At 54.1% G+C, this 21,212-nt stretch carries 19 protein-coding genes and 1 riboswitch; of the genes, 12 read left to right on the forward strand and 7 right to left on the reverse strand.

Translation table 11 applies throughout. From position 1 onward, the window contains the following. The gene (locus XYCOK13_RS10040; protein WP_213412012.1) at positions 1–681 is read right to left on the reverse strand and encodes an SOS response-associated peptidase; all 681 of its coding nucleotides are present in this window, start codon (positions 679–681) and stop codon (positions 1–3) included. A gap of 280 nt (positions 682–961) precedes the next feature. On the opposite strand from XYCOK13_RS10040, the gene XYCOK13_RS10045 reads away from it, so the two are divergent. Next, a complete protein-coding gene (locus XYCOK13_RS10045; RefSeq protein ID WP_213412013.1) occupies positions 962–1,171 on the forward strand; it encodes a hypothetical protein in 210 nt (69 codons plus the stop codon). Continuing rightward, the gene (locus tag XYCOK13_RS10050; RefSeq protein ID WP_213412014.1) at positions 1,168–1,551 is read left to right on the forward strand and encodes a YhjD family protein; all 384 of its coding nucleotides are present in this window, start codon (positions 1,168–1,170) and stop codon (positions 1,549–1,551) included. Before XYCOK13_RS10045 ends, XYCOK13_RS10050 begins: the two co-directional genes overlap by 4 nt. 82 nt (positions 1,552–1,633) lie before the next feature. Here the strand turns inward: XYCOK13_RS10050 and XYCOK13_RS10055 are convergent, their stop codons facing one another. Together XYCOK13_RS10055 and XYCOK13_RS10060 are read right to left on the reverse strand one after the other, a co-directional pair. Beyond that, entirely contained in the window at positions 1,634–2,107 is a 474-nt protein-coding gene (locus XYCOK13_RS10055; RefSeq protein WP_213412015.1) for a YhjD family protein, read from the reverse strand. Continuing rightward, positions 2,104–3,363 (reverse strand): DNA polymerase IV, encoded by a 1,260-nt coding sequence (locus XYCOK13_RS10060; RefSeq protein WP_213412016.1) that lies wholly within the window; start codon positions 3,361–3,363, stop codon positions 2,104–2,106. Before XYCOK13_RS10060 ends, XYCOK13_RS10055 begins: the two co-directional genes overlap by 4 nt. A 391-nt stretch (positions 3,364–3,754) precedes the next feature. Beyond that, positions 3,755–3,841, forward strand: a riboswitch (cyclic di-GMP riboswitch). 118 nt (positions 3,842–3,959) lie between these two features. Here XYCOK13_RS10060 and XYCOK13_RS10065 point away from each other — a divergent pair. Beyond that, positions 3,960–6,578, forward strand: a complete 2,619-nt coding sequence (locus XYCOK13_RS10065) for a putative bifunctional diguanylate cyclase/phosphodiesterase (RefSeq protein WP_213412017.1) — start codon at positions 3,960–3,962, stop codon at positions 6,576–6,578. A 1-nt stretch (position 6,579) separates the two neighbouring features. Continuing rightward, entirely contained in the window at positions 6,580–7,896 is a 1,317-nt protein-coding gene (locus XYCOK13_RS10070; protein WP_213412018.1) for an ABC transporter substrate-binding protein, read from the forward strand. 51 nt (positions 7,897–7,947) lie between these two features. Here the strand turns inward: XYCOK13_RS10070 and cls are convergent, their stop codons facing one another. Next, positions 7,948–9,378 carry a cardiolipin synthase gene (gene cls, locus XYCOK13_RS10075; RefSeq protein ID WP_213412019.1) on the reverse strand — a complete coding sequence of 477 codons (1,431 nt, stop codon included), beginning with the start codon at positions 9,376–9,378 and terminating at the stop codon, positions 7,948–7,950. Positions 9,379–9,492: 114 nt separating this feature from the next. Here cls and XYCOK13_RS10080 point away from each other — a divergent pair, with 114 nt between their 5' ends. From XYCOK13_RS10080 to XYCOK13_RS10105, 6 genes are all read left to right on the forward strand, one after another. Then, positions 9,493–11,124 (forward strand): spore germination protein, encoded by a 1,632-nt coding sequence (locus XYCOK13_RS10080; RefSeq protein WP_373314376.1) that lies wholly within the window; start codon positions 9,493–9,495, stop codon positions 11,122–11,124. Continuing rightward, positions 11,121–12,293: a Ger(x)C family spore germination protein gene (locus XYCOK13_RS10085; protein ID WP_213412020.1), complete on the forward strand. Its 1,173-nt coding sequence runs from the start codon at positions 11,121–11,123 to the stop codon at positions 12,291–12,293. Before XYCOK13_RS10080 ends, XYCOK13_RS10085 begins: the two co-directional genes overlap by 4 nt. Continuing rightward, the gene (locus tag XYCOK13_RS10090; RefSeq protein ID WP_213412021.1) at positions 12,290–12,523 is read left to right on the forward strand and encodes a hypothetical protein; all 234 of its coding nucleotides are present in this window, start codon (positions 12,290–12,292) and stop codon (positions 12,521–12,523) included. The genes XYCOK13_RS10085 and XYCOK13_RS10090 overlap by 4 nt, the downstream gene beginning before the upstream one ends. A gap of 26 nt (positions 12,524–12,549) precedes the next feature. Further along, entirely contained in the window at positions 12,550–13,842 is a 1,293-nt protein-coding gene (locus XYCOK13_RS10095; RefSeq protein WP_213412022.1) for a GerAB/ArcD/ProY family transporter, read from the forward strand. 115 nt (positions 13,843–13,957) lie between these two features. Beyond that, positions 13,958–15,022 carry a M23 family metallopeptidase gene (locus tag XYCOK13_RS10100; protein WP_213412023.1) on the forward strand — a complete coding sequence of 355 codons (1,065 nt, stop codon included), beginning with the start codon at positions 13,958–13,960 and terminating at the stop codon, positions 15,020–15,022. A 5-nt stretch (positions 15,023–15,027) separates the two neighbouring features. Then, a complete protein-coding gene (locus tag XYCOK13_RS10105; protein ID WP_213412024.1) occupies positions 15,028–15,417 on the forward strand; it encodes a bactofilin family protein in 390 nt (129 codons plus the stop codon). Positions 15,418–15,561: 144 nt separating this feature from the next. Here XYCOK13_RS10105 and XYCOK13_RS10110 read toward each other — a convergent pair whose 3' ends face one another. Further along, positions 15,562–16,503: an ABC transporter permease gene (locus XYCOK13_RS10110; RefSeq protein WP_213412025.1), complete on the reverse strand. Its 942-nt coding sequence runs from the start codon at positions 16,501–16,503 to the stop codon at positions 15,562–15,564. After that, positions 16,496–17,422, reverse strand: coding sequence for an ABC transporter ATP-binding protein (locus XYCOK13_RS10115; protein WP_213412026.1), 927 nt, complete (start codon positions 17,420–17,422; stop codon positions 16,496–16,498). The genes XYCOK13_RS10110 and XYCOK13_RS10115 overlap by 8 nt, the downstream gene beginning before the upstream one ends. Positions 17,423–17,593: 171 nt before the next feature. Here XYCOK13_RS10115 and XYCOK13_RS10120 point away from each other — a divergent pair, with 171 nt between their 5' ends. Both XYCOK13_RS10120 and XYCOK13_RS10125 read left to right on the forward strand, forming a co-directional pair. Then, positions 17,594–18,784 (forward strand): sensor histidine kinase, encoded by a 1,191-nt coding sequence (locus tag XYCOK13_RS10120; RefSeq protein WP_213412027.1) that lies wholly within the window; start codon positions 17,594–17,596, stop codon positions 18,782–18,784. A 9-nt stretch (positions 18,785–18,793) separates the two neighbouring features. Further along, positions 18,794–19,477: a response regulator gene (locus tag XYCOK13_RS10125; RefSeq protein ID WP_213412028.1), complete on the forward strand. Its 684-nt coding sequence runs from the start codon at positions 18,794–18,796 to the stop codon at positions 19,475–19,477. Between the two features lie 13 nt (positions 19,478–19,490). On the opposite strand, the gene XYCOK13_RS10130 is transcribed toward XYCOK13_RS10125, so the two are convergent. Next, the gene (locus tag XYCOK13_RS10130) at positions 19,491–21,119 is read right to left on the reverse strand and encodes a vWA domain-containing protein (RefSeq protein ID WP_213412029.1); all 1,629 of its coding nucleotides are present in this window, start codon (positions 21,117–21,119) and stop codon (positions 19,491–19,493) included. Between the last annotated feature and the right edge of the window lie 93 nt (positions 21,120–21,212).

A 21,212-nucleotide genomic window follows, 5' to 3' on the forward strand; every position in this document is an offset into this window, starting at 1 on the left:
TCATTCTCCCCCCCAGGGCTCGGCGCAATCGGGATCGTCATTCTTGACGCTCCCCACCTTCGGCGACACTGGATAAGCTTCCATCTCGTCGGCGGGATACGGCTGCAGCAAAGCCAGCAGCCGGTCTTCATTGCTTTCCCGGCGATCCAGCCAGAGCGCCTCATCCTCTCGCCGCAAAATAACAGGCATCCGGTCATGAATGTCGCGCATCAGCGCATTAGGCGCAGTCGTAATAATTGTGCAGGTGCTCAGCTTGCTTCCGTCCGGAGCCATCCACGTGTCGTACAGGCCCGCCATCGCGAACAAGGAGCGGTCCCGCAATACGATGCGCATCGGCTGCTTGCGCCGATCCTTCGTCTCCTTCCATTCGTAGAATCCGTCCGCCGGGATAATGCACCGCTTGCGCTGGAAGGAAGCGCGAAAAGCCGGCTTTTCGCGCACGGTCTCGGCGCGGGCATTTATCATTTTGAATCCGCCCTTTGCATCCTGCGCCCAATTCGGAACCAGCCCCCATTTCAATTCGCCGAGCCGATTTTTCGTTCCGTCATGCACAATTGCCGGGATGAGCTGTCCCGGGGCTACATTATATCGGGGGACATGCTCGGGAACATTCGCCTGATCGATGAAAAAACGCATTATCAGCTCCTCCACCGATACCGTGATCGTATATCTGCCACACATGCTTCCGCCTCCCCTTCCACTTTTTCCAAGTCTGCTTCGTTCGGACATCTGCGCGTTTGCATGTGCCCATCTACTTCTGTATGCTTCTGTCCGAATCCTGCCCGGCTTCCCCCACACGGGTCACGCCGCCCGTCGCAAATCGGCTGCCCGCGCACGGCAAGCGCACAAATTGATGTTTTCCACAATTGACCTCTTGAAATGCGAATATTTGTTCGGTATTCTGTATATACGAATAAAGAACGTGCGTTCGCATTTTGTCAAGATTCGGGAGGGAACCACTATGGGATTGAAGCTGGGCAAATACGTCGGCCAGACGATCGAAATCATTTACATCGATCGTCTTCAGCGCATCTCCCAGCGGCTGATTACCGTGCGTCGCGTCGATGACGGCATCATCCGCGCTTTTTGCCACAAGCAGCAGGGGCCGCGCGTATTTCGCGTTGAGCAAATCTTGGCGGCCGCACCGGCGACAGGACGGCGAATCGGATGAATCGCGCGCCGATAGAAACGCCTGCGGATCTGCAGCATGTCAAGCAGGCAGTTCTGTACCCTGTGCTGATCGATGTGCTGGAACGGGATATGCGGACGCTCGATACCCTCCAATTAAAGATGCCGCGGGTCTACATCTCCAGCTTGCGGCGCACGCAGGAGCAGATCCATGCCGATCTCGTTCATGTGCGGCGGCAGCTGCAGAGGCGTGGAATCAAGATTTATGAGATGAAGCGAACGTCTCAGGGATTGGAGGCCTGTTACGTATGCCGCGGCTACCATCGTCATTTTTCCATGCTGTGGAGCTTGGTCCGGACGGAGGCGGAGAGGCGGCTGGCCGCCTACATGCAGGGGCCGCTGGCAGATCAGGAGCAGGCCTGAACCTGACTCCGGGCACGTTTTCGTTGGACTGCTGCCCCGCTTTCCGCAATTTGTTTTCGCAACCGCATACTGCTGCCCCCCATTATTTCCCGTAGCTCTCAAGCAGCTTAGACATCTCATTCAGATACTTGGTCAACCGCACACTGATTTCCGATCTTACAACATCGCGAACCATCCCGAACCGCTCCTCATACCCTCTGCAGATAATTTTGTGATACACCACTACATCCACCTGCTCTTCAGTCATGACCTTGATATTTCGTCTCGTTAGTTCTTTGCGGAGCAGGTACATGTCTTTCTCGATTCGGTTCATTAGTATTTGTGTTGAGAACAAGAAATGCCGGCGCAGAATATTGGGTGAATTCTTGATGTCGTCTGCTGCCTTTTGGACCATAGTCAACATAAGAGGCAACAGGATAAAATCTCGAATCATGGCGAGTTCTTCTGTTGTTGGGCGATTAAGATTTTTAGGTTGGTTTCGTTTTTCGTATTGCTCCACATGTTCTGTGAGTGCCATTTTCGATTCCCAACGGCCATTGCCGTCCAGTTTGCTCATGCCCAATGACCTCCTATTTGAGCCGCCCTTTCATAAGCCTGACCCGTTTCCATCAGAGACGACGCTCGAACAATAGAAGCCGGGCCGAAACGATCCTTGATTTGGTCAATTGTTTTCGAGCGGAGAATAAGCTTCTCCCGATCCTCAAACAGGTCCAGTTGATACACATCATCGGCGGAAAGTCCAGTGAGCGTAATATGCAAATGGGTAATGGGCATGCGTCTCCAATATTTTGCAAATAACGAGTATGCAGCCGCACCGACTTCATGTTCCAAGTAAGTTGGCCGAAACAACGTCACTTGCCTGCCGAAACTTGACGATCTGTATCCGTCTGTTTCAGCGGCTGCCACGCTTATAACCCGTCCCATATATCCGTATCGACGTGCGCGGCGGCAAACTTCGATCACGAGTTCGAGCATAAGGGGCTCGATATCTTCCATCGTCCTGTACTTCCCCCATCTCAGAGCTCTCCCATTATTAATCACCTTGATTTGCTTGCGCATGCCTGCGATAACCGGACTCGGATCAATTCCGTTAGCAGTTTGCCAATAATACTCCGCCTGGATGTCGCTCTGCTTCCCCATTTCGTAACGCATGCGTCTCTTGAATTCTCCAAGATCCAGTCGGGCGATATCACCAATTGTAAGAAGCCCCATGTGCGCGAAGTGGCGAGTCATGCGGCTAGCCACCATAAACATCTGATGGATTGGCAAAGGCCAAAGGTCAGACTCGATATTATCTTTCGAAAGCGTATATACGCCTCCGGGGACTTTCTTTGCGAAATTGTCCGTGGCCATTTTGGCGAGGATTTTGGTGGGACCTATCCCAACGCGCGTCCATATACCCGTTGAAAGTTGAACCCGCGCTTGAATTTGGCGAGCAATCTCATCGGCGGAACCGCCGAATAACGACAAAGACCCTGTCACGTCAAGAAACTGTTCATCAACTGAATACGGCTCAACTTGATCTGTAAAGGATTCATATATTTCCGTCATAAATAAAGAGACGGAAATATACGTCTGCATCCGCGGGCGGATAACGACCAATTCCGGACACTTAGCCAGCGCCTCTCCGACGCGTTCAGCCGTTGTAACTCCCTGCGACTTGGCTGCCGGACATGCAGCGAGAATAATCCCGCTTTTACGCGCCGGATCTCCGACAGCAACCGGTTTATCGCGATATTCAGGATGCGCTGCCTTCTCTATAGATGCGTAAAAACTAAGCCCATCGACCAACATGATGACTCGCTCCTTCATATCGAACCTCCGATCAGCTTTGGACGATCTTCAGGGTACGGGGTTCAACAGACTTCCAGCCAATGATTTCGTTCTTTTTTACCTGAAGTTGCTTTTTTGCAATCATATAGGCGGACCTCCAATTCGGAACATTTGTTCTTGTATAGTGTATACAGAATACCGAACATATATTCTTATTTCAAGGGGGATTTTTTGGCAATATGCAAGGCTGAAAAAAGGTATAGGGTGTAGCAGCAGCATCGGATAGTTAACATCAAATTCGATTCCGCTGAAGCAGCTGACGACCCAAAAAAAGTTAGTTCCTAGGTCCTATGATGATAGTCGCAGAAAAAGAAGGTTTTTGACGATTTTTGGCGAATACGTGTAAGGAATGATGAAGATGACGTCATACCAGCGATAAGGGCAAACCGCGCGAAAGCACGGGACGCAAAGCTACGGACCTAAAGCATCGCCATGCTATGGTCGCCGGGCCGCCGAACGGGTATCAGTTGCAAGGCTTGCATCTCCTGCAGCCTCCTCTTACTCGACTTCAGCTATGCTCCCCGTGCTTTGTACCTGTAGCCGCCTTGTTGCCATGATTTACACGGAGGATCCCTATGCAGTCAGCAACGTTACCGGCTAACAGCAACATCAAGCGAGTGGTGTATGGAGCGCTCCTCGCGTGTTCCATAACGCTTACCTTATTCCCCGGCAAATGGTTTCTAGGCATCGATTTATTTGCCGGCAGCCTGTTCTTAATCCTGCTTGTCGGTCGCTACCAGGCAAGGGCCGCATTCGCCGGAGCACTGGCCACCTATTCCGTGGCCTCGATCACAGGCGCTCTCGACTGGGTTCCCGCTTTGATCCACACTGCCCACATTGCCTGGCTTTGCTGGTATATACGCAAGCAGCCGCAAGGGTTGATCTTAGGCAGCGCGCTGTATTGGATCGCTGCCGGAGGACCGCTGCTGGCCGCCTATTATGTTTGGCAGAATGGCCGGTTCGATCAGGTTGGCATCATTCTGCTGCAGATCGAATGGATCGTCGCGCTGATATGCGTGCTGTTGGCTGATATTTGTTTGGCCTACGTGCCCCTTGGCCGCAAATCCTCCAAACAGAAGGCCGGTGTTTCCGGTTACTATTTTTCCCGGATGATGATTCATCTGACGCTGGCTGTTCTCCTGATTCCCTATATGATCTACGTCACCTATACCGGGTACCGGGGAGAAGCCGCTATCTCCCAATCGATCAAAGGCCATTTCCACTCGCAGATGCAGAGTGCGCGCTCCTATCTCGATACGATATCTGCCGAAGCGATCACATCTTTGCAGCTGCATAGCCGACTGGAGTCGACCATGATCAGCAAATGGCTGGAGGAGATCGCCAGCGAGACCGATTCGGAATTCGTTATTCTTACCGCAGACAATCGCATATTGGCTGCCAGCTCGTCTGACTTCCCGCAAGCGGGCGAACCATTCTTGTGGCAAGCGGGCAGCGAGCGGATCGTCCAGCAGGAGACGTACTGGCAGTGGCTGCCCCGGGGCGCATTTCCCCATGAGCTGGAACGCTATCTCCATGCTTACTTGATCCAGGAAGCGATTCAGCCGTCGAAACGCCTGAAGTTCGTCCTGATCGCACCCTATGCTCCTTACATTAAGGAGCATCTCGCCAGCTTGGAAGCGAAATTAAGCCTTCTGCTAAACTTCAGCCTGCTCATCCTGCTGCTCAACCTGCTGTTCCAGCGTGTGTTCTTCCAGCCGCTTTCCCGGCTGGCGGCTGCTACGACCGGTATCCCGAGCCGATTGCAAAACGGCACGTCTATCGAGTGGAAGAAGAGCGGCATGGTTGAAATCGATTCCCTGGTCCATAATTTCCAGGCCGTGTCGGCAGAGCTAAGGGAAATGTTCGATCATGCCCATCGGCTTGCCTACTATGATTCACTGACCGGACTGAAGAATCGGCCGAGCATGCAGAAGGAGCTGGAGAAGATGTTCCAGAGCCGGAAGCCTTCAGAGCAAATAGCGGTCATCTTCTTCGATCTGGACCGATTCAAGCAGGTAAACGATTCTCTGGGCCACGCCCTGGGCGATCAGCTGCTGCAGGTCGTTGCCAAACGGCTGTCCGCGATGCAAAGCGAACGTGTCCGTCTGTTTCGCCTGAGCGGAGACGAATTCGTCATGGTAGTGGAAGGCCAGGAGGAGATCACGCCGGAAGCCGCCGCCGAATCGATACTGAAGCTGATTCGCCAACCCATCAGCATTGAGCCCCATGAGCTGCGCGTTACGTCCAGCGTAGGCATCGCGCTCTACCCGGAGCACGGACAGACCGCCGATGAGCTGATGAGGCAGGCCGATTCAGCCATGTATTCAGCCAAGGAAAGCGGCGGAGACAGCTATGCGCTGTACACGGACTCGCTGAAAGCGCAAATCACCGATCGGCTCTGGCTGGAGAATCACCTGCGCAGCGCGCTGGAAAACCAGGAGTTCGTCCTGCACTATCAGCCGATTGTAGATGCGGGGACTGGCAGCATACGCGGAATGGAGGCGCTGATTCGCTGGCATCATCCGGAGCGAGGCATGATATCGCCTGCCCGCTTCATCCCGATAGCTGAGCAGACCGGCATTATCATTCCGATCGGTGAATGGGTGCTGCGCGAAGCCTGCCGGCAGAACAAAGCCTGGCAGAATGAAGGATTGGAAAACCTGCATGTGGCGGTGAATCTGTCTGCCAGACAATTCCACTCGCCTCATCTGATCAGGAATATCTGTGACATTCTCAACGAGACAGGCATGGAACCGCAGTACCTGGAACTTGAAATTACAGAAGGCTTTATCATCCACAATACCGAGTACGTCAGACAAGTGCTGCGCGAATTGGAGGCGATGGGCGTCTCGGTATCCATAGACGACTTCGGCACCGGTTACTCATCCTTGTCCCAGCTGCAGCAATTCCCGGTGCATGCGGTGAAGATCGACCGCTCCTTCGTTCGCAATATTGGCGAGAATACGCATAACCGTTCCATCGTGCGCGCCATTATTGAGCTGGCTCACGGCATGGGTCTGAAGGTTGTAGCCGAAGGCATCGAGTCAGAGGACGAACGGGATTTCCTCATCCAGCACCGCTGCGACAGGATGCAGGGATACTTGCTTGGGCGTCCGTGTGATGCCGAGCAATTCGGACAGCTGCTGCGCCGGCTTCAGAAGGAATCAAAACGAAGGCAGATTAGGGGGGACTAGCATGAGGCTTTGGTTTCAAGGGATCATCGCAGGCTTGCTTATGCTCTTGGCGGGATGCGGCGGTATTTCCCCAGGCCATGAGCAGGCCGTACCTAAGCCCGGGCATGGCGACCTTCCATCACAAGCGACACTTCACGCAACAGAAGCTTCGGACAAGCTCGAAATCTGGTCCTATTACGACCTGGGGGAGAGGAACCGCGCCAAGATTCGCGAGCTGCTGCCAGACTTGGATATATCCTTCCAGGTCGCCTCCTATTATCAGGCCATCGACCTGTACAAGAAGGCGCTGACCCGCGATGAAGTACCGGATATCTTCATCCTCGAGACCGCTTGGTTAGGCAGCTTCAATGATTCGCTAGCCTTCGAAGACCTGGCGGCCTCTCCCTATGAAGCCGAATCACTGCTCGAGCCATATCCCGAATCGATTCTGGCGCCTTTTCGCACCTTGGACGGAGCCGGGTTGATTGCTCTGCCATTCGATATGAATCCCGCCGTCACCTATTATCGCTATGACGTGATGCAAGAAGCCGGACTTCCGGCCGAACCGGAAGCGTTGGCCCGATTCATGGAGGAGCCTGACAATTGGCTGCATATCGCCCAAACGCTGAAACAGCGCAATCAATGGAGCATTGCCTGGGGAAGCGATCCATTAGATATTTTCAGCAAAAATACGTCTTTCTTCGATAGCGAGCTGTCCTTTGCGCACAATAATGAACAAATTGCGCGGGCGATCGAACTGGGGCGGGCGATTGAAAATCAAAAGCTGGCTTCCATGAGCAACATCTTTGACAAGAACAACAATTCCATTCAAAGTGAAGACACTGTCATGTTCCATACCGGCTACTGGTATCGCTACATGCTGGAGGAGCTGGCTCCCGAGCAAAGCGGCAACTGGCGCATAACGAGGCTGCCGTTCAACGCATACGGCTGGTCGGGCAGTTCAGCCGTAGCGATTGCGGCCAAATCCGCGAACAAGGATGCTGCCTGGCAAGCAGCCGAATGGCTGGCAACCGGCTACAGCCGCTATATCGAGGAGCTTCTGCACGCAGATGCCGGCAGCCCGAACGCCTATTTCGGCGGACAGAAGCTGGAGCCGCTTGTCCGAGAGCTCATCCTGCGCATGCCGGCCTATACCTTTACGCCTCTGGATGAGAAGGCCAATCGGATCTGGCGGGAGGTTTGGACTGAGGAAAAGGACGACTCTTCGCTCACAGCCCAAGAGGTGGCCAGCCTCATGGAGCAGCGGGTTATGGAGGAGCTGGCTCCCCAAATCGAAGTGCTTCAGCACTACTTGCAGGAGAGCCGAAAAGCCAACTAATGTGCCGCGCTGACCTGAAACGCAGATCCACATCGGGGCAGCCGCTCTCCTTCACAGCAGAGGGGACAGCAGCCTGGCTACCATTTCCCTTCCTCTCGCCAACCGCGGACGATGACGAAACGCTTCCAGCGTTACCTGCTTGCTGTCCCGCAAATCCTGAGCAAAATCCTCCGCCAAGCGCCGGATCGACTCGCCATGGAACAATACAGCATTCAGTTCAAAGTTGCTGAAAAAGCTGCGCAAGTCCAGATTCGCTGTCCCTACGGAAGCCAGCATATCGTCGACAACCATCGTTTTGGCGTGGACAAACCCTTTTTGATATTGGTAAAAGCGAACACCGGCCTCCATCAGCTCCTCCAGATAAGAGAGCGAAGCCCAATGCACGAGCTTCGAATCCGGCGTTCCCGGAATAATGATCCGCACATCCGCTCCGCTGGCTGCAGCAACCTTGAGCGCCATCCCGATGCTGGCATCCGGAATGAAATAAGGCGTGGTCAAATAAACCTTCTCCCTGGCAGCGCATATAGCGGCGAAATACATCTCCAGTATGGCATCCCAATGCTTGTCCGGACCGCTGGTAATAATCTGCACCTCCTCCTCGCCTGTCCCGGCATAAGGGGGTACATAAACATCGCCGCTTACCGTTTCGCCACTGACGAAAAACCAATCGGTCAAGAACGTGTCCTGCAGCGTGTGCACGGCCTCGCCTATAATCCGCAGATGGGTATCACGCCAAAATCCGAGCTTCGCGTCTGCCCCCAAATGCTCGTCGCCAATGTTAATCCCGCCGACAAAGCCGACTCTCCCGTCGACAACTACAATCTTTCGATGGTTCCGATAGTTCATCCGCTTATCGAAAAAAGCCAGCGAAGGCGGCAAAAATATTTCTGCATTCGCGCCCGCACGCCGCAAGCTGAGCAGATAATCAGAGGGCAGGTGATAGCTGCCCACTCCGTCTACGATTACACGCACCTCAACGCCTTCCCGAGACTTGCGCTCCAGTACGTCGCGAAACGTTCGGCCTATGATGTCATCGCGAACGATATAGCTTTCCACATGAATATGATGCTGCGCCTGCTCCATCGCTTGCAGCATGGCCGCATAGGTCTTTTCCGCATTCGTCAGCACCGTCGTTTCGTTGCGGCAAGTGATCGGCGCCTCCGGAAAGCTGTCCAGCAGGCGAAACAAACGGGGTTCCTTCCGCAAAAATTCACTTCGCATGGATGCCGCGCTCTCGGGCTCCTGCGTGTATACTCTCTCTTTCTTCTCATCCAAATTCAGCGCTTGTTTCTCCTTCTTGCGCACAAGCTTGCGCTTCTTGTATTCCTGCGCCAGAAAATAATACATAACAAATCCGATTAGAGGAAAAATAAACAAGATAATCAGCCAGGCCACTGCCTTGGAAGGACGCCGGTATTCCAGAAGCACGATCGTTACGATCTGAAACAAATAGATGCACAAAATCGAAGTCAACCAGACCAACAATCTTCCTCCTTTTTTATGCAACAGGCATGGTCTCTATCAGCATGCCCGCTGGTCTATACAGCCAAACCTTTTTTGCACGCATACCCAATCTTCGGGAGGGATTCAAACCTCATGACCTACAAATGGTTTGGACGCAGCAAACTGCAGAAGAAAACTGAAAAAACGCAGGTTGAGCGGCTGGAGCGCGCAAACGAGCGATTTGTCGCCGATATGGACGATAGGAAGATTGAACATTCCCTCGCGGAAATCAAGGATCACTTGCAAGAGCTCTTTTCCGAATGCTCGGATATTGTCATCCGCCCGTTTCGCTTGACCGATGAGACTGAGGCGATCATGCTGTTCGTCGATGGTCTGGTCCATACAGAGACCGTCAACGATACGATGCGGTTCATCATGAACAGCGATCTGGCGCGCGTGGAGAACGACATGCTTGCGCAAGCCGACATTCCTGTCTCGCAAATTCAATCTGTCGATACCTACAAGGATGCGCTGCTTTCTGTGCTGAGCGGCGATACGGCCCTGTTCTTTGACGGAGAAGAACGGGCGATCCTGCTCGGCATCCGCGGTCCCGACACCCGCTCCATCTCCGAGCCGGAGACGGAGGCCGCCATTCGCGGCCCGCGCGAGGGATTCATTGAAAATATGCGCACGAACACGTCCATGCTGCGCCGAAAGCTGCGCACCCCCGACTTGAAAATCAAGTCCATGACGATCGGCAAGCGCTCCAATACCAATATCGGCATTGCTTATTTGAAGTCTATAGCGGATCCGGACATGGTGAAGGAAGTGACCGGCCGGCTGGAAAAAATCGATGTCGACGGAATCTTCGAAACTGGCTATATCGAAGAATGGATTCAGGATCATTCCTATTCGCCGTTTCCGCAGGTGCAGTATACCGAAAGGCCCGACACTGTGGCGGCCAACCTGCTCGAAGGGCGTGTCGCAATTATCGTGGACGGCACACCGTTCGTGCTGCTGGTGCCGGTCACCTTCTGGATGATGGTGCAGGCGAGCGAGGACTATTATGAACGAGTGCCGGTCGGGTACTTCATCCGCTGGCTGAGGTACATCTTTTTGTTCATTGCTCTACTGACACCGGCCTTTTACGTGGCCGTGACCACCTTTCACCAGGCTATGATTCCGACAACCTTGCTGCTCAGCATCGCGGCTGCACGCGAATCCATCCCGTTCCCGGCCGTAGTCGAAGCGTTGATTATGGAGGTCACGTTCGAGGCGCTGCGCGAGGCGGGCATCCGCCTGCCCAAGACCGTAGGACAGGCTGTCAGCATTCTGGGCGCGCTCGTCATTGGCCAGGCTGCTGTTCAAGCCGGTATTGTATCCGCTCCTATGGTCATTGTCGTTTCCATCACCGGCATCGCCTCCTTTACACTGCCCAAGTTCAACCTCGCCATCACCATACGCATGCTGCGCTTTCCATTCATTTTTGCCGCTTCGCTGTTCGGCGTCTTCGGCATGATTTTGTGCGGCATGCTTCTCCTCGGCCACATGGTGTCGCTGCGCTCCTTCGGGGTCCCCTTTATGGCGCCAGTTGCACCGCTGATCCCGGGGGATTTGCGCGACGTGCTGCTGCGCAAGCCGCTGTGGCTGATCCGTCGCAGACCGTTGATGCTGCCTGTGCAGAACCGCCTGCGGCAAGGCCCGGAGCTGCCCGAGGAAATCCGCCAGCAGGGCGGACAGCGAGGCGGGCGCATCTCGCATGACGAACAGGAGAGAGACTCATGAAACATAGAGCCATCCGCACCCTGATCGTGCTGCTCCTGACAGCAGTGCTTTTGACCGGTTGCTGGGACCGCATAGAGATCAACGATATTGCCATCGTCATGATGACCGCTCTCGACGCCGCGCCCGGAGGCAAATTCCGCGAATGCATAGAAGTGGCGCTGACCGGCCAGCTGGGCGGGCCTTCCGGCGGCGGCGGCGGTACCGGAGGCGACAAAGTTTACTACACCAACAGCGCAGTAGGCCAAACCGTGCGCGATGCGTCCGGGGCGCTGCAGCAGAGCATGTCGCGCCAGCTGTTTTTCGCCCACAGACGCGTGCTGCTTGTCGGGGAAGAGCTGGCCAGACGCGGTCTGGCCGACTTGTTCGACGTCGTCGTACGCATTCCGGAAAACCGGATGTCAGCTTATATTGTGATAACCCAAGGAAGCGCGTGTGAAGTGATGAGTGCTGATACGAAGCTGGAGCGATTTACCGGCGAGGCCATCCGGGAGATCATCACCATGCAAAGCGCCATCCCCTCGGACATTAAGGATGCTACGCTCGCTTTAGCCTCCGACGGGAAGGATGCCGTGCTGCCATACCTGGATCTTCGCGAAATTCAAGATCCGAACCTGGACGCGCAAGAGGCGGCCTTCCAGGGCTTTGCCTTCTTCCGCAATGACCGAATGGCAGGAACGCTGAAGCAAGACAAAGCGCTCGGCTTGTTATGGCTCATGAATTCAGTGAATCCGTACAGCGAGACCATTCCCTTTCATAAAGGCCATGTGTCGTTAGAGATTCAAAATGGCAAAAGCGACATCAAACCCAGCCTTCGCAACGGGAGGGTGCATGTTTCAATCGACGCCAAGTTGCAGGCCCAGGTATTGGAGAACCTGTCCGAGGCCAGTCTGGACGATCCTGATGGATTGGATAGGCTAGCCCGGGCGCTGGAGGAGCGAATCGAATCCAATATGCGCGCCGCCTTGAAGGATTTGCAAAAGCACGGCTCGGACGCGCTCGGAACAGGTACAATGGTGTATCGCCATTTTCCAAGCCTTTGGCTGGACCACTATAAGGACGACTGGAACGAGAAATTTGCGCAAATTCCTTTTGATATCCAGGTAAACGCCACCATCAGCAAACTCGGCATGATCTCGGACAATGTTACGAAAAAGGAGGTTTCGCCTTGAACCCGTTGTTTATGCTGCTTGTGCCCCTCTTATTCCTTGGAGCAGCGCTGTGGGGATTCGGGAAGCTCAAGGAAGCCGGCCGGGGGGAGCGCCTGCTCGCCGGAGCGATCCTCGGGGTTTCCTTGTTCCTCTACTTATGCGCCGTCTTGGACTATGAGCCCTGGATGCCGAACGATCTGTATAAAAGGCTTGCTATATGGTTTCAACACAGCTATATCGAGGAATCCTGAGTCCGCCGGATAAGGAGGGAACGCTAATGCGAACCGAACGAATTTCAATCCGCCAGTTTGCCTGGATGGTGACTGTCCTGCTCGTCGGCACCAGCTTGTTCACGCTGACCCGACAGCTGCCGCGCATCGCCTCCCAGGATGCCTGGCTGTCCTATATCCTGCCTGCCATTTATGCATTTGCTGTAGCAGCGCTATTCTCCATGCTGGCTGCTCGTTATCCCGGAAAAAATATCTTTGAGATCGCTAGGGAAGCTGCCGGCCGCTGGGCGGGCGGGGCGCTGAACGGACTGCTCATCGCGCATTTCCTGTTGATTGCGATCCGTGATCTGAAGCTTATAGCCTTCTTTTCCCAATCTACTCTGCTCGGGGCCACCCCGATTGAAATCATCCTGTTCTTGCTGGTTCTGGCTACTGTATACTACGCCAGCTTGTCTATAGAAGACCATGCCCGTGTTATAGAGCTGATCTTTCCCTTCATGGTCCTATTTACGCTTATTACCCCCTTTCTGTTGACCGGGGATATGAACCTTTCGAGACTGGAGCCTTTTTTGGTCGTACACCCAGGCAGACTGGGGATGTCCAGCCTGATTCAGGCAGCCTCGTTCGGCGACCTCCTGATCATGGGCGCTTTTTTACATACGCTTGCCCGCGCTTCAGCCATTCACGTTGCCCTGCGCAAAGGGATTCTAATCAGCACAATTCTGCTTACCGCCATCTTGCTTCTGATCATCAATGTGCTCGGGGAAGACCTTGCGTCGGATTTGACTTACCCGGCTTTTACTATGATCGAGCAGCTGCAGCTGACGGATTTTTTGGATCGGCTGGAAATTTTCATCCTGTTCGTGTGGGTACCGTTTGCCACTATGAAATCTGTTCTGACCTTCGCCGCCATCTTATACGGTTTGTCCAGCTTTTTCGGTCATCGGAGCATGAACCGGTTCCACATACCGCTCGGATTGCTCCTGTTGTTCGCCAGCTACTTCTCCTTCGATTCTGTCATCGATGTGTTCGCTTTCAGCATGCTGCCTAACGTGCTGAATCAAGCTGCGGTTCAGATCGTCCTATTCGGCATCCTGCTGCTGGCCGTACTGTTCCGACGAACCGCCGGCAGCAGCAATGACACTGATCATGCTTCCCCCGGCCTGGTTCGAACGACGGCGCTGCTGCTGGCAGCCGCGGCCATCCTCCTCCCGGCGCTGTTCTTGGCCAAAACCCATGCCTGGGTGGGGGATGCCTGCGCATTAGGTTATGTCTGTTTGCTGCTGCTCGCGTTCGCAAGCAGCTACAGTGAAGTGCGCGAAGTGAAAAAAATCGAATAAAAATCGCACAGCAGGAAGGTTTTTCCCGTCTTGTGACGAATATTGTTTGTTGCGAGTATCTCGCATTCAGGAGAAATCTCTGACGATAAACGGTTGTGAATGCACAGGAGGAAGCATGAAGAAGAAGCGGAGCCATACCCTCACATTTGTCATGGTGCCCGAAGCTGATCAGCAGAGCCGCCAGTTTCGCATACCGAAGCTTGTGCTTTGGTCCGTTCCGGCAACGATTCTCGGGCTGATTGCCTTGGTCATCTTGCAAGTTCATTACTATCAATTAACCAGACAATATAATGCAGAGCTTACCGAGCTGCTAGCCCTGAAAGAGTCAGAGCTGCAGATGGTAGCGGCCGACAAGGACCGCCAAATCCAACACCTGCACAATAACGTGATCGAGGTGTCCCGACAAGCCGAGCAAGTCCAACATAAAGTACAGCAATTAAGAGAATTGGAAAATGAATTGAGAGGCATAGCCAACCCGGATCAACCTGCAGAGACCAGCCAAGCTGCATCGAAAAATCCGCCCGTCACGATCGCATCGGCGTTCTCCACTCTTTCCCACGGCATTTCCGGACTGCAGCCGCAGCTTGGCTTGCGGCAAGCAGACAGCCAGAATGGGATCGGAGGGCAGGACCATCCGCTGGACGATGCCGATATGCTGGCTATCCTTGATGAAACGGGACATTCTTTCGAGTCGTTGAGCGAGGAGCTGGATGACTTGTCGATCAGCCTGAAGGACGCGAAGGAAAAGGTGGAGGCGTATCAGCATTTGCAGCGCATTACGCCCTCCATCTGGCCGACGGCTTACCGCAAGGTCACTTCTACCTTCGGCACGCGCAAGGACCCATTCACTGGCAGATGGAGCTTTCATTCCGGCATAGACATTGCAGGCTCTCACGGCTCTTCCGTCTACACTACAGCAGATGGGGTCGTTACCCATGCAGGATACAGCCGGTCGGAAGGATATAATGTCATCATCAATCATTCGAACGGCATCAAAACCCATTACATGCATTTAAGCAAAATTACGGTCGAGCAAGGGGAAAGCGTAGAGAAGGGCGATATCATCGGACAGATGGGCTCAACGGGACGAAGTACGGGGACACACCTTCACTACGAGGTCATTGTCAACGGACAATCTGTAGACCCCAAGCCGTACATGAAGAGCTCGCGGGAGGATTAATGCCTATGTCAATGCTGGGACGCAAGAAACCGGACGAAGGCAAGCTGGACACACTCATAGGCCAAGGCACAGAAATAGAAGGCGTGCTGCGCAGCACCGGCAGCATTCGGATCGAAGGCACTTTTAGCGGCAAGCTCGAGACACAGGGAGACATCACAATTGGCGAGCAAGCGCTGGCCAAATCCGACATGCAGGCGCGCCACGTTTGGATCGCGGGACAGGTGATCGGCAATGTCCAGACATCCGGCACCCTCTCGATCCTGCAAGGCGGCTCGCTGCGCGGCGATGTTTCCTGCCATGCTTTGGTTATAGAAGAAGGCGCCTTCTTCGAAGGCAAGAGCCATATGCTTCAGGAGGCCGCAGCAACCAAGGAACAGAAAGCGAAGACGCAGTAATGCTTAAGCAAACATCAACGGAGCTGCCTCACACTCAGGAGAGATGATCGATGAGTGGGAGACAGCTCCGTTCTGCGTTATACAAAACCTTGCAGAGCGTGGAACTTTCGCAAGTACGTTCAGTTCCTCGCTGCCGGGCTTTCTTTATGACGCGACATCCCGCTTCGTGAAGACTAGCCAGGACAAGAGATTGAAGACGATAAAGTACAAGGCCAGCATCGTGATCGAGAAGCCCATCGTCATCCCTTCCACGATCGGGCGATTTTCCAGATGCTGCGTCAAATCGGTATTGGCGAACAACAGGTACTTGGCCCAGTCGAAGAACATGGCCAGATTAATCGTGACCAAGTATCCCATAAGCAGCGCTACGATGGAAAACGCGATCGCAAGCGCGCTGCTGCGGAATACCGACGAGATCATGAACGCCATCGTCACGATCATAATCAGTTCCACGGTTGACAACGCGTAGGCTTTCAGTACATGCCCGAACAAGCTTACTTCCTTCACGCCGTCACCTGCTCCATTGATAATCAGAAGCGGCTGGCCAAAACCGCTGAAGCCATACAGGACGCCGTTCAGCGCGATTGAGAAGACGAGCAGGGCCACCAGCAAAAACAAGGCGTACAGGAAGGAAGCCAAATATTTCGACAGCAGAATCTTCGCGCGGGATGCAGGCCGGATCAAGAGCATCTTGATCGTCCCCCAAGTGAATTCAGACGCAACGATATCCCCGGCGACAATGACGGTCATGATGGTCACCAGCATGATAAAACCGGTCGAATCCAATACGCCGCCCCACATGGTTGCGTTGACCGGCGGAATATCATGCTCCAGCGCGTACTCGATTTTCATGAGCTCATGCTGGAGCTGTTCTCTTGCCGCAGGCGGCACATTGTCAATATCCTGGCTTAAATATTGGCGATCGCGCTCGTAGCGTTCCCGCCAATCATAGTCCGACAATTCATTGGTGAAAAAAAACATCATCAACACGACAAACGCATAGAGGCCAAGAACGATGCCAAGCATGATCCAGGTACGCGGACGCCGGTAAATCTTCATATTCTCATTGCGAATCAGATTAAGCAATCTGGTCACCCCCCGTCATTTCCAGGAAAACGTCCTCGAGCGATTTCGTTGTCGCCTGAATGCTGTACACTTGAATGCCCGCTGCTACCAATTGCGCATTCAGCTTCGGAATGTCCTCCCGCTTCAAGGCAACCTCCAGTTTCCCGCTTCTCACCGCAGCGGACTCGTCGAAGGACCTGGCTACTTCCAGCGCTTGCTCGGACGGCTCCGCCTCGAGCTGCACAACAGCAGCTGAGCCTTCCAGCTGATCGCCCTTGACTGTACGCACATCGATCAACCGGCCATTCTGAATAATCGCGACCTTATCGCACATCAGTTCCATTTCGGACAGCAAGTGACTGGAGACCACCACCGCGATGTTCTCCTCGCGCGACAGCTTGCGCAAGTAGTCGCGAAGCTCTCGTATGCCCGCCGGATCAAGACCGTTCGTCGGCTCGTCCAGAATGAGCAGGGAAGGCCGGTGAAGCAGCGCTTGCGCTACCCCCAGACGCTGCCGCATGCCGAGCGAGTAAGTCTTCACCTTCTCGTGGATTCGGTTCGACAAGCCGACCAGGGAAACGACTTCATCGATTCGCTCACGGGCAATGCCTTCCCGCATCCGCGCATAGTGCAGAAGATTTTGATAGCCGCTCAGAAATTTATACATCTCCGGGTTTTCGACTATGGCGCCTACATGCCGGATCGCTTTCTCGAAATCCTTGGCGATGCTGGCTCCCTCAATCATAATTTCGCCCTCCGTAATGGACATCAGCCCGACCATCATGCGAATGGTCGTTGTTTTGCCCGCGCCATTGGGCCCAAGAAATCCGAACACTTCCCCCCTGGGCACGTCAAAGGACAGTTTATCGATAATCGTCTTTCCTCCGATTTTTTTGCTGACGTTGCGGAGCTGTACAATCGGTGTACCCGATTCGTTCATTCTTACATCCTCCTCATGAATTTGAGTTATATATTATCAGCCGCCCGTCGGAGCTGTCTACATGAGCCTGGTCACATTTTTGGAATATGACTGATTTCACTATGCCTGTCTGTACGCTTCAGGTACAATGAAGCTATGTCGCTATCCTGAACGGATTGGAGGCTCTTGTCTATGAATGAGCCCAAGCAATGGCACTGGGTGGATTGGGTGCTGTTCTGTATCTATACCATGTGGATGAGTGTGGGACTCTTTTATTTATTCTTGGCGCCCGAGTCCTTGCATAACCCTCCCGCTTTGCAAACAGCTGCGCTCAATGTGTTGTGTTACGCCTTGCCGCTCTTGTTCTGGCATCCCGGATCGGTAAAGCCTGGCCTGTTCGCTCTTACTGTGCTGCTGACCTCTGTCGCGGCGCAATCCTATATGATCTACGAAACCCAGGAACCGGTCTCTTACGTCATCATTTCGGTGCTGATTGTCGGCTATTTGGGGCAGAAACGCGATCTGCTGTGGACGTTTCCCGTATTTGTCCTGCTGCTGCCGGCCACATACCCGCTGCTTATTCACGATCTCGAAATCGTAAATATGTTCGACCTGTACGCTGTCTATTTCTTGATGTTCGGCATCGGCTTTACCTTGGGACGCATCATGGAATCGAACCAGAAGATGAAGCAGCTGCTCAAGGAGAACGAGGAGCAGTATTTGCTGATTCAGAATCAAAACAATATTTTGCAGCAGTATTCGCAAGAGGTCGAGAGGCTCACCATTCTGGAGGAGCGCGATCGGCTCGCACGCGAGCTGCACGACACGGTCGGCCATACGTTCACCTCTGTCATCATGGGCATGGATGCCGTGCATTACTTGATCCAAACCGATCCGGACAAGGCTGTACAACGGCTGGAGGTGCTGCGCGAGGTGACCCGCAACGGGCTGCAGGAAGTGCGGAAGCATATCCACCATCTGGCCCCTGATCTGGAAGAAGGCAAGCTGTACCCGCAATTGGAGCGGATCGCACATGCCTTCGCTTCCCATACCGGCACCCAGATTGCTGTTAGGCAATCCGGTCCAGATGCGGAGTTGTCCCGGCATGCCAAGCTTACCTTGATCCGCTGCCTGCAGGAAGCGCTGACCAATGCCAAGCGCCACGGTCAGGCGGCCTCGATCGATGTGGGCCTGGTCAGCTCTGCCGACAAGGTCGCCTTGACGGTCACCGATAATGGAGCCGGCTGCGATGAGGTTGAATACGGCTTCGGCATTCAATCGATGAAGGAACGCATCGCCGCTCTGCACGGCGAACTGAAGATCTATTCCAAACGCGGAGAAGGAACAGTGTTGATGGTCACCGTTCCTGCCCAGAAAGGATGAGATGCGAACATGAGCACCGTACGCCTGCTGCTGGTCGATGATCAGGAATTGATTCGGGAAAGCCTGCACATTGTCCTCGACATGGACCCTGCGCTTGAGGTGGCTGGCATGGCCGAGAACGGCGAGGAAGCCGTCCGGTTATGCGAGCAGCTGCAGCCTGATCTGATTCTCATGGATATCCATATGCCCGTTATGAATGGAGTCGAAGCTACCCAAATCATCAAGCAAAGATGGCCCGACACCAAGATCATCATTTTGACAACCTTCCAGGAGGTGCATTACGTTGTGGATGCCCTTAGCGCAGGAGCTGAAGGCTATCTGCTCAAGGCGATCCATCCGAAGGATCTGGCCGCCGGCGTGAAATGGGTGGCCGAGGGCAATACCTTGATCCCGCAAGATATCGCCCAGATACTGATCACCCAGTTGAAATCCGGCTCCCCCGTTGTCCCGGCGACGCCTGTGCCACACGATGCCCCCGATGCAGCGGAGCGCTCCAAGACTTACGGATTAAGCGAGCGCGAAATGCAGGTGCTGCAGTGCATATCGGAAGGGCTGAACAACCGGGAAATCGCGGAGCGCCTGTTCCTGTCCGAAGGCACGGTCAAAAATTACATTTCCAATATCTATTCCAAGCTGGACGTGCGCGACCGCATCCAGGCTTCGCGCAAGGCCCATGATGAAGGATTGGTATGAGTGGACTCGGCGCTTAAGGCCGGGATAAAGCAAGGGTATCCTTGATCATGCCAACGAGCTCTTCCTGACTGCCGCCATTGGCAGAACGCTCTGCCACCTCCAGCACGGCAGCCAAATCGCCATCCTGTGCCCAGTAGCTCCCTCTCAAGATTTCGGCGTATTCGGCTGCCGCAGCCAGCAAGGCGGTCTCTCTCTTCAGGCTGGCGCCGATTCGAAGCGGCGCCTCCAATTCTTGAACCGCTCCATTTCTCACATCCTCGTATCGAAGACGCACTGTGCCGAAAGACTGCTGCTCCTGCCCGTCTTTCAATCTAACCTCGTACAAGGCTGTCACAGCATGGCCTGCGCCCACTTCTCCCGCATCCACGCTGTCATTGCGGAAATCTTCGTCAGCCAGATCGCGATTTTCATAACCGAGCAGACGATAGCGGTCGACTCGGTCAGGGTTGAATTCCACCTGAACTTTGGCATCCATCGCGATCGTCTCCAACGTTCCTGCCAACTGATCTGTGAACAGCCGGCGAGCCTCGCCGAATGAATCGATATATGCATAGCTGCCGTTGCCGTTATTCGCCAACTGCTCCATCAGCGTATCATTGTAGTTGCCCATGCCGAAGCCAAGTGTCGTCAGGGTGATCCCTTCCTTAGCGTGCTCGCGGATAGACTTCAGCAGGGCATCCGGCTCTGTCTCTCCCACATTGGCCACACCGTCTGAACAGAGAATAACCCGATTGATCTCTCCTTCATCCAATTGGTCGTTCGCCATACGGTAGCCCAGCTCTAGTCCGGCTTCTACATTCGTGGAGCCGCTCGGGGCCAGCGAATCAATTGCCTCCAGAATACGCTCCTTGTTCTTGACCCTGGTCAGATGAAGCACTTCCTCCGCTTTCGACCCGTAAGTGACAATACCGATCTTGTCATCCTCATTCAGCTGGTCGACCAACAAGCGCAGGCTCCGCTTCACCAGCTCCAAGCGGTTATCCCGATCCATTGAACCGGAAATATCAATGACAAAGGTCAGATTTGCCTGCTTGCGCTGGTCAGCGGCAATCTCCCTGCCCTTCAGCCCGATCCGCAGCAGCTTGTAATGATCGGAAAACGGCGAGTCGCCTCCGTCGACATGTATGGCGAAAGCTTCTTCCTCTGGAGCCTCGTAATCCAAGTCGAAATAATTGATGATTTCCTCAAGGCGAACCGCTTCTTTGGGCGGCAGCAAGCCATCGCGCAAATATTGGCGCACGATGGTATACGATCCCGTATCAACATCAACGGCGAATGTAGAATAAGGATCATCCTCCGGCGAGAGAAACGGATGGGTGCCATACTCCTTGAAAAACATGTCTTCCGCTTGGCTGCGGCGATCATCCAGACGGTCGAATGACGGCGGGACATAAGTATACAGCTGTTTGCTCGTTTCGCTTGCAGACTGCCCTTGCGCTGCACTGTCTGTCCTGCTCTGGGGATTTGCCCTATTGCTGTCCGCTGATGTCGCCTCCTGCATGCTTCCGCCAGAATTGCGGCCTCCCTTCGTTCCCTGACCCGAGTTGTCTGCTTGATTCGAGCTGCCTGTGCTGCATGCGGAGACAACCAACGTCAGGCATACCAGCAAGCTCCAAAACTTTACCCCTCTTCTCTCTTTCATCCGCATTTCCCCCTTGTTTCTCTGTCCAAGGCAGGCGGCTGCGTCTCCAAGTGCGTGCTGCCCTTATCCTACTGGACGAGGAAACATTTGGGA

Source organism: Xylanibacillus composti, assembly GCF_018403685.1.
Taxonomy (GTDB): Bacteria; Bacillota; Bacilli; order Paenibacillales; family K13; genus Xylanibacillus; species Xylanibacillus composti.

Bases quoted from the DNA above. Each gene is read 5' to 3' on its own strand.
- XYCOK13_RS10040 (WP_213412012.1), bottom strand. From the start codon at position 681: ATGTGTGGCAGATATACGATCACGGTATCGGTGGAGGAGCTGATAATG.
- XYCOK13_RS10045 (WP_213412013.1), top strand. From the start codon at position 962: ATGGGATTGAAGCTGGGCAAATACGTCGGCCAGACGATCGAAATCATT.
- XYCOK13_RS10050 (WP_213412014.1), top strand. From the start codon at position 1,168: ATGAATCGCGCGCCGATAGAAACGCCTGCGGATCTGCAGCATGTCAAG.
- XYCOK13_RS10055 (WP_213412015.1), bottom strand. From the start codon at position 2,107: ATGAGCAAACTGGACGGCAATGGCCGTTGGGAATCGAAAATGGCACTC.
- XYCOK13_RS10060 (WP_213412016.1), bottom strand. From the start codon at position 3,363: ATGAAGGAGCGAGTCATCATGTTGGTCGATGGGCTTAGTTTTTACGCA.
- XYCOK13_RS10065 (WP_213412017.1), top strand. From the start codon at position 3,960: ATGCAGTCAGCAACGTTACCGGCTAACAGCAACATCAAGCGAGTGGTG.
- XYCOK13_RS10070 (WP_213412018.1), top strand. From the start codon at position 6,580: ATGAGGCTTTGGTTTCAAGGGATCATCGCAGGCTTGCTTATGCTCTTG.
- XYCOK13_RS10080 (WP_373314376.1), top strand. From the start codon at position 9,493: ATGACCTACAAATGGTTTGGACGCAGCAAACTGCAGAAGAAAACTGAA.
- XYCOK13_RS10085 (WP_213412020.1), top strand. From the start codon at position 11,121: ATGAAACATAGAGCCATCCGCACCCTGATCGTGCTGCTCCTGACAGCA.
- XYCOK13_RS10095 (WP_213412022.1), top strand. From the start codon at position 12,550: ATGCGAACCGAACGAATTTCAATCCGCCAGTTTGCCTGGATGGTGACT.
- XYCOK13_RS10100 (WP_213412023.1), top strand. From the start codon at position 13,958: ATGAAGAAGAAGCGGAGCCATACCCTCACATTTGTCATGGTGCCCGAA.
- XYCOK13_RS10105 (WP_213412024.1), top strand. From the start codon at position 15,028: ATGTCAATGCTGGGACGCAAGAAACCGGACGAAGGCAAGCTGGACACA.
- XYCOK13_RS10115 (WP_213412026.1), bottom strand. From the start codon at position 17,422: ATGAACGAATCGGGTACACCGATTGTACAGCTCCGCAACGTCAGCAAA.
- XYCOK13_RS10120 (WP_213412027.1), top strand. From the start codon at position 17,594: ATGAATGAGCCCAAGCAATGGCACTGGGTGGATTGGGTGCTGTTCTGT.
- XYCOK13_RS10125 (WP_213412028.1), top strand. From the start codon at position 18,794: ATGAGCACCGTACGCCTGCTGCTGGTCGATGATCAGGAATTGATTCGG.
- XYCOK13_RS10130 (WP_213412029.1), bottom strand. From the start codon at position 21,119: ATGAAAGAGAGAAGAGGGGTAAAGTTTTGGAGCTTGCTGGTATGCCTG.